The organism is Mangrovihabitans endophyticus, assembly GCF_014646155.1.
GTDB classification, from domain to species: domain Bacteria; phylum Actinomycetota; class Actinomycetes; order Mycobacteriales; family Micromonosporaceae; genus Actinoplanes; species Actinoplanes endophyticus.
Genome location: NZ_BMMX01000084.1, coordinates 1 through 7,919 on the forward strand (window position 1 = coordinate 1; position 7,919 = coordinate 7,919).

Here is a 7,919-nt window from a genome sequence, read left to right on the forward strand (position 1 = left end):
CGGGCGGGCGAGGCGGGCGGGGCGGGGCGGGCGGGGCGGGGCGGGCGGGGCGGGGCGGGCGGGGCGGGGCGGGGGTGCTTTATACGTTGCGTAGATGTGGGGCACAAGGCGTTCCGTATCACGCTGTAATCACGGAGCGGCCTGAAGTTGGTCACAGCATGGCTTGGGCCTTGACCAGAGGTCGGGATTAGGTGAGCGTTCCTCTCACAGCGGCGGCACTCCCGTCCGCGGTGCAGGGTGCCTGAGACGCGACCACCATCGCCGACCGGGGCCGCACCAGTCCACGTACGCGACAACCGATCGGTTGCCCGCGTCACGGGGCCGGTCCGATCCGGCGGGCGACCGCGCCTCCGGTCGCTCTCGGTGCCGCGACGGGTCGCCGGGGGAGAGGACCGGGCTTCTCATGGTCGTTGGACCCGGCACGGCGGTCACCGATCAGGGGCCGGAGTCACCCGAGCCCGGGACGCCCCAGGGTGGTAAGACGATCGAGGGGCGTTCCCTCGGCCGCATCGCCTGGACTCGGCTCAAACGCGACAAGGTCGCCATGGCCGGCGGTGGCGTGGTCGTCTTCCTCATCCTCGTCGCGATCTTCGCGCCGCTCATCACGAAGATCACCGGCAATTCGCCGAACGATTTTCACCAGGATCTGATCGACGTCAACACCCTGCTGCCCAAGGGCGGCACCGGCATGAGCGGCGACCATCTGTTCGGCGTCGAACCGCTGAACGGACGGGACATCTTCGCCCGGGTCGTCTACGGATCCCGGATCTCCCTGCTCATCGCCTTCCTGGCCACCATGCTGTCGGTGGTCATCGGCGCCACACTCGGCGTGGTCGCGGGCTTCTTCGGCGGTTGGGTGGATGCCCTGATCAGCCGGACGATGGACGTCTTCCTGGCGTTCCCGCTGCTGGTCTTCGCGATCGCGCTGGCCGGTGTGGTGCCAGACGCGGCGTTCGGCCTGTCCGGCAACGGCCTGCGGATCGCCCTGCTGGTGTTCATCATCGGCGTGGTCAGTTGGCCGTACATCGGTCGCATCGTCCGCGGGCAGACGTTGTCGCTGCGGGAACGCGAATTCGTGGACGCCGCGCGCAGCCTGGGCGCGCGCAGCCCGTACATCATCTTCAAGGAACTGCTGCCGAACCTGGTAGCGCCGATCCTGATCTACGCGACCCTGCTGATCCCGACGAACATCCTGTTCGAGGCGTCGCTGTCGTTCCTCGGCGTCGGCATCCGGCCGCCCACCGCGAGCTGGGGTGGGATGCTCTCGGAGGCGGCGCGCTTCTACACCGTGTGGCACTTCATGTTCTTCCCCGGCATGGCCATCTTCATCACGGTCCTGGCCTTCAACCTGTTCGGCGACGGGTTGCGTGACGCCCTCGACCCCAAGGGCCGTCGCTGACATGCGCCGCGAGACCTACGTTCCAGCCGCACGGTCCGCGCCGGACCGTGTCCACCAGGGAGGTTGCTGCAAGTGATCCGCAAGTCAAGGGTGCTGGTGGCCGGTACGGCCGTGCTGGCGCTCGCCCTCACCGCCGCGTGCGGCGGCAATGATGATTCCAATGGCAACGAGACGACCACCAAGGCCGAATTCAACGCCGCGCTGACCAAGGTGTTCAACCCTTCCGACAAGAAGGGCGGCACCATCCGGATGGCCAACGCCGGCGACTGGGACACGCTGGACCCGGGTGAGACGTACTACGGCTACTCGTGGGACTTCCTCCGCCTGTACGGCCGCAGCCTGGTCATGTTCAAGCCGGCCCCGGGCAAGGGCAGCAACGAGTTGGTGCCGGACCTGGCGGAGAGCCTGGGCACGCCCTCGGACGGCGGCAAGACCTGGACGTACAAGATCCGTAAGGGCGTGAAGTACGAGGACGGCACGGAGGTCAAGGCCGCCGACGTCAAGTACGCGGTGCTGCGCTCCACGGACAAGGAGACCTTCCCGAACGGGCCGGCGTACTTCGAGGCGTTCCTCAACCTGCCGGACGGCTACAAGGGCCCGTACAAGTCCAAGGGCATGAACACCGACCAGGCGATCAGCACGCCGGACGACTACACCATCGTGTTCCACCTGAAGCAGGCCTTCGGTGGTTTCGACTACATGGCGCAGTTGTCGCAGACGGTTCCGGTGCCGGAGGCCAAGGACACCGGCGCGAAGTACAAAGAGCACGTGATCAGCTCCGGCCCGTACATGTTCGACCAGAACAACCTGGGCAAGAACTTCTCGCTGAAGCGGAACCCGAACTGGGACGCCTCGACCGACCCGAACCGCAAGGCCCTCCCGGACCGGTACGAGGTGGCGCTGAACGTCAACGCGGACGACATCGACAACCGGCTGATCTCCGGTGACCTGGACGTGGACGTGGTGGGCACCGGCGTGCAGCCGGCCGCGCTCGGCCGCGTGGTGGGCGACCCGGCGCTGAAGGCGCAGACCGACAACCCGGTGCTGGCCCGGCTCTGGTACACCTCGATCAACCCGACGGTCGCACCGCTGGACAACATCGAGTGCCGCAAGGCCGTCCTGTACGCCGAGGACCGCACCGGTTACCAGACCGCGTACGGCGGCCCGCTTGCCGGTGGTGACATCGCCACCACGCTCCTGCCGCCGGCGATCCCCGGCTACCAGAAGTTCGACCTGTACCCGGCCGGTCCGGACAACAAGGGCGACCTGGCCAAGGCCAAGGAAGCGCTGACCAAGTGCGGCCAGCCGAACGGCTTCGCGACGAACATGGCGTACCGGGCCGAGCGGCCGAAGGAGAAGGCCACCGCCGAGGCGCTGCAGCAGTCGCTGGCTCGCGTGGGCATCAAGCTGACCCTCAAGCCGTACCCGCAGGGTGACTACTTCTCCGCGTACGCCGGCAACCCGCCGTTCGTGGTGAAGAACAAGTTGGGCCTGCTGACCAACGGCTGGGGCGCGGACTGGAACGACGGCTTCGGCTTCCTCTCGCAGATGGTGGACAGCCGGGTCATCCGGGAGACCGGTGGCTCGTCGAACACCAGCGTCCGGATCCCCGAGGTGGACACGATGCTGGACCAGGCGATCGTCGAGACGGACGCGGACAAGCGCAACGCGATGTGGGGCGCGATCGACAAGCGGGTCATGGAGGAGGCGGTGATCATGCCGGGCATCGACGCCAAGAGCCTGATGATCCGCCCGAAGAACCTGACGAACGTCTTCATCAGTGAGGCGTACGGCATGTACGACTACCTGTCCCTCGGCGTCGCGTAAGCAACCGCTCCCCCTCTCGACACCCCTTCGGTTAGGTAGGTGAAGGCAGCAGGCGGCCGGCCCGGCGACGGGTCGGCCGCCGGAGCCGGGCAGAAGTGATCACTTACATCATCAGGCGCCTGTTCGCGGCCGTCGTGCTGCTCTTCATCGTCAGCGCCGTCACCTTCGCGATCTTCTATCTGGTGCCGCGGCTCGCCGGCGCCACGCCGGAGACGCTCGCGACCCGTTACGTGGGCCGCGCCGCCACCCCGGAGACGGTCAGCCTGATCGCCCACAAGCTGGGCTTCTACGACCCCATCTGGGTGCAGTACGGCCGGTGGATCAAGGGAATCTTCGTGGGTGCCGACTACAACCTGGGCGCCTCCGTGGACCACTGCCCGGCACCGTGCTTCGGCTACTCCTTCATCACCCGGGAGCCGGTCTGGCCGGACCTGGTCGACCGGCTGCCGGTGACGCTGTCGCTGGCGGTCGGCGCGTCGATCCTGTGGGCGGTCTTCGGCGTCTCCATCGGCGCCGTCTCAGCGCTGCGCCGCGGTTCGCTGCTGGACCGTACGGCGATGGGCTTCTCGCTGGCTGGCGTGTCCCTGCCGATCTTCTTCACCGGGATGATCGGTCTGCTGGTGTTCAGCTACACCTTGAAATGGACGGCGGTCGGCGGCAGCTACACGCCGTTCACCCAGAACCCGGCGGACTGGTTCTACAGCCTGCTGCTGCCGTGGATCGTGCTGGCCTTGCAGTTCTCCGCCCAGTACGCCCGGCTCACCCGTGCCGGCATGCTGGAAACCATGGGTGAGGACTACATCCGTACCGCTCGGGCCAAGGGTCTGCCGGAGCGTGCCGTCACCACCCGGCACGGCCTGCGGGCCGCGCTCACCCCGATCCTGACCATCTTCGGCCTCGACGTGGGCCTGCTGCTCGGCGGCGCGGTGCTCACCGAGACCGTCTTCTCCCTGCCCGGCCTGGGCAAGTACGCCATCGACGCGATCACCAACAACGACCTGCCGAAGGTGCTCGGCGTGACCTTGATGGCCGCGTTCTTCGTGATCATCGCCAACCTGATCGTGGACCTCCTGTACGCCGTCGTCGACCCGAGAGTGAGGCTGGGCTGATGGCCTCCGACGCCTTCCTCGAGGTCCGTGACCTGCGGATCTCGTTCCCCACCGACGACGGCTTGGTGCGCAGCGTCGACGGCTTGACGTTCACCCTGGAACGCGGCAAGACGCTGGGCATCGTCGGTGAGTCCGGATCCGGCAAGTCGGTGACCAGCCTGGGCATCCTGGGCCTGCACAACCGGCGCAACGCCGAGGTGTCCGGCGAGATCTGGCTGGACGGCCAGGAACTGGTCGGCGCCTCGCCGGACACGGTGCGCGGGCTGCGCGGCAACAAGATGGCGATGATCTTCCAGGATCCGCTGTCCTCGATGCACCCGTACTACACGGTCGGCGCGCAGATCGTGGAGGCGTACCGGGTGCACAACCGGGTGTCCAAGCAGGTCGCCCGCAAGCACGCGATTGACATGCTGGGCCGGGTGGGCATCCCGCAGCCGGATCGCCGGGTGGACGACTACCCACACCAGTTCTCCGGCGGCATGCGACAGCGCGCGATGATCGCCATGGCGCTGGTGAACGACCCGGAGCTGCTGATCGCCGACGAGCCCACCACCGCGCTCGACGTCACCGTGCAGGCGCAGATCCTCGATCTCATGCACAGCCTGCAGGAGGAGTTCGACTCGGCGCTCATCATCATCACGCATGACCTGGGCGTGGTGGCCGAGCTGTCCGACGACGTGCTGGTCATGTACGGCGGGAAATGCGTCGAGTACGGTCCCGCGACCACCATCTTCGAGCAGCCGGAACACCCGTACACGTGGGGACTGCTCGGCTCGATGCCGCGCATGGACCGGCCGAACCTGGACCGGCTGTCCCCGATCCCCGGGCTGCCGCCGTCCATGATCAATCTGCCGTCGGGCTGCGCGTTCCACCCGCGTTGCGCCTATGAGCCGCGTACCGGCGGCTTGGCCACCACGCTGACCCCGGAGCTGGTGCCCGCGGCGGGTGGCCGCCACCTGGTCCGCTGCCACCTGCCGGCGCAGGAGCGCCGGCGGATCTGGACCGACGAAGTCAAGCCGGAGCTGGAGGCCTGATGGACGAGCACCACGGTTCCGCGCAGGCGGCCACCGAGACCAGGCCACGCGAGGCGCTGCTGTCCGTCCGCGACCTGCAAAAGCATTTCCCGATCGTGAAGGGCATCCTGCGGCGGCAGACCGGCGCGGTGCGCGCGGTCGACGGCATCAGCTTCGACGTCCACAAGGGCGAGACGCTGGGCCTGGTCGGCGAGTCGGGATGCGGTAAGACCACCACCGGCCGGCTGCTGACCCGGCTGGTCGAACCCACCGGCGGATCGATCACCTTCGACGGTCGGAACATCGCACACCTGCGCCAGGGCCGGCTGCGGCCGCTGCGCCGCGACATGCAGATGATCTTCCAGGACCCGTTCTCGTCGCTGAACCCCCGGCACACCGTGGGAACCATCGTCGGGGCGCCGCTGCGGATCCAGAACGTCAAGACCGAGCACGGTGTCAAACGGGCCGTGCAGGATCTGCTCAAGCTGGTCGGGCTCAGCCCGGAGCACTACAACCGCTACCCGCACGAGTTCTCCGGCGGTCAGCGCCAGCGCATCGGCATCGCGCGCACGCTCGCCCTGCGTCCCAAGCTCATCGTCGCGGACGAGCCGGTGTCCGCCCTGGACGTGTCGATCCAGGCCCAGGTGGTCAACCTTCTCGACGATCTCCAGCACGAGCTCGATCTGACGTACGTGTTCATCGCGCACGACCTGTCCGTGGTGCGGCACATCTCGGACCGGGTGGCGGTGATGTACCTCGGCAAGATCGTCGAGGTGGCGAACCGGGACACGCTGTATTCCGACCCGCGTCACCCGTACACGGTGGCCCTGATGTCCGCGGTGCCGGTGCCCGACCCGGCGCGTCGCGACCGCGCACAGCGTGAACGGGTGCTGCTGACCGGCGACGTGCCGAGCCCGATCAACCCACCGTCCGGCTGCCGGTTCCGCACCCGGTGCTGGAAGGCACAGGAGATCTGCGCGACGCAGGAGCCACCACTGGTGCCGCAGGACGGCGATCCGGACTCGCACCTGACGGCGTGCCACTTCCCGGTCGGCAGGGACGACGAGATCAAGGGCCGGCGTTCCGCGGACAAGCGCCTGGGCTAGGGTCGCCCTCCGGGCGGTCTCGCTGTGTGGCCGGGTCAGCCCTCCGGGCGGTCTCGCTGTGTGGCCGGGTCAGCCCTCCGGGCGGTCTCGCTGTGTGGCCGGGTCAGCCCTCCGGGCGGTTGAGTATGCCGACGGCGACGGCGTGCACGGCCGCGACGTCGGCCGGGTCGTGCAGCGTCGCCGTCGCGCCGGTCACCGTGTACCACTCGTCGGCGTCCTTGTATTGCACCCGGACGGTCGCCTTGTCGCCGGTCAGCTCGGTCCGCACGGTGAGGTCGCCGGTGATGACCCCCACGTCGTCGGTCATCACGCCGCCGGGACCGGCGGTGATGTCCGTGGTGGGAGCGGATTCGTCGGTCAACAGGTCTCCAGCATGTCGGTGAGGGCGGACTTCTCCGCCGTCGTCACCGACAGCTTCCAGTAATCCTTGACGGTAATCCAGTCCTGGGCATATTCACACCAGTTGTCCTTCTCGGTGGGCTTCCACTCCGACGGATCCTGGTCGCCCTTCGAGCGGTTGGAACTCGACGAGACGGCGACGAGCTGCGGACGGTCGAGATCGTTTGCGAAGTCGCTACGCTTGTCGGTGCTCCACGACGATGCGCCGGAACGCCAGGCGTCGGCGAGCGGCACCACGTGATCGATGTCCACGTCGTCGGGCGAGTGCAGGGTCTTGCCGTCGTAGACGCTCGTCCACGTGCCGGCCACGACATTGCAGCCGGAGACCTTCACCTTGCTGCCGTCCCGTTTGAGCACCGAGTCGCGTACGTCGCAGTTCTCGCCGGTGCTGCGCCAGTGCGGGAATTTGTCCCGGCTGTACCCCTTCATCGACCCTGGCTTGGCGATTTCCAGGTGATCAAGCGCGGTGGCGGCATCCGCGGCGTGGCCGCTGGGGATGCTTCCCGACGATCCGTAGGGCGACGGTTCGAGCGGTACGAGTTCGCACCCGGAGACGGACCCGACAACGGCGAGTGCGACGGCAGTGCTCACGGCGATTCGCCAGGCGGATCGTGGCCGCGGATGTGGCGCTGGTGGAACAAGACGGAACGGGAGCTGAGAAATCCGGGGGGTCACACGCTCCAGCCTAGAATCAGCGCGCCCGATTCGAGCGGATCACACCGATACGCGGTGATCGTCCGGCGCGGCGGCAAGATCACCCGACACCGCTCCCCCAGGCGGATCGAGCCCCGCGCCGCCCCGCCCCGCCCCGGCGCCCCGCCCCGCGCCCCGCCCCGAGCCTCGCGCCCCCGGGGCCCCGCCCCGAGTCGTCGATCTTGGAGTTTGCGGTCCGGCATGACGGATAAGTACGGGCGAACCAGGCACCCAAAGTTCAAGATCGGCGCGCGCCGCCCGTCCCGCCGCGTCGATCTTGGACTTTCCGGGCAGACATAACGGGTCACGGCCACTCATAGCCGGCACGCAAAGTCCAAGATCGACGCCCCGCCGGGGTGCCCCCCGGCGGGGG

At 68.1% G+C, this 7,919-nt stretch carries 7 protein-coding genes; 5 read left to right on the top strand and 2 right to left on the bottom strand.

The window, feature by feature from the left end; all coding sequences use genetic code 11:
• Window positions 1–403: 403 nt before the first annotated feature.
• The 5 genes from IEY73_RS32160 (at window position 404) to IEY73_RS32180 (ending at window position 6,454) form a co-directional block, all read left to right on the top strand.
• A complete protein-coding gene (locus IEY73_RS32160) occupies window positions 404–1,399 on the top strand; it encodes an ABC transporter permease (RefSeq protein WP_189083126.1) in 996 nt (331 codons plus the stop codon).
• A gap of 72 nt (window positions 1,400–1,471) precedes the next feature.
• Window positions 1,472–3,226 (top strand): ABC transporter substrate-binding protein, encoded by a 1,755-nt coding sequence (locus tag IEY73_RS32165; RefSeq protein ID WP_229716369.1) that lies wholly within the window; start codon window positions 1,472–1,474, stop codon window positions 3,224–3,226.
• Window positions 3,227–3,321: 95 nt separating this feature from the next.
• On the top strand, window positions 3,322–4,335 hold the full coding sequence (locus tag IEY73_RS32170) for an ABC transporter permease (protein ID WP_189083127.1): 1,014 nt from the start codon (window positions 3,322–3,324) through the stop codon (window positions 4,333–4,335).
• On the top strand, window positions 4,335–5,369 hold the full coding sequence (locus tag IEY73_RS32175; RefSeq protein WP_189083128.1) for an ABC transporter ATP-binding protein: 1,035 nt from the start codon (window positions 4,335–4,337) through the stop codon (window positions 5,367–5,369). The genes IEY73_RS32170 and IEY73_RS32175 overlap by 1 nt, the downstream gene beginning before the upstream one ends.
• Window positions 5,369–6,454, top strand: a complete 1,086-nt coding sequence (locus IEY73_RS32180; protein WP_189083129.1) for an ABC transporter ATP-binding protein — start codon at window positions 5,369–5,371, stop codon at window positions 6,452–6,454. Before IEY73_RS32175 ends, IEY73_RS32180 begins: the two co-directional genes overlap by 1 nt.
• A gap of 103 nt (window positions 6,455–6,557) precedes the next feature.
• Here IEY73_RS32180 and IEY73_RS32185 read toward each other — a convergent pair whose 3' ends face one another.
• Both IEY73_RS32185 and IEY73_RS32190 read right to left on the bottom strand, forming a co-directional pair.
• A complete protein-coding gene (locus IEY73_RS32185; RefSeq protein WP_373292921.1) occupies window positions 6,558–6,908 on the bottom strand; it encodes a hypothetical protein in 351 nt (116 codons plus the stop codon).
• Window positions 6,812–7,450 (bottom strand): HNH endonuclease family protein, encoded by a 639-nt coding sequence (locus IEY73_RS32190; protein WP_189083131.1) that lies wholly within the window; start codon window positions 7,448–7,450, stop codon window positions 6,812–6,814. Before IEY73_RS32190 ends, IEY73_RS32185 begins: the two co-directional genes overlap by 97 nt.
• Between the last annotated feature and the right edge of the window lie 469 nt (window positions 7,451–7,919).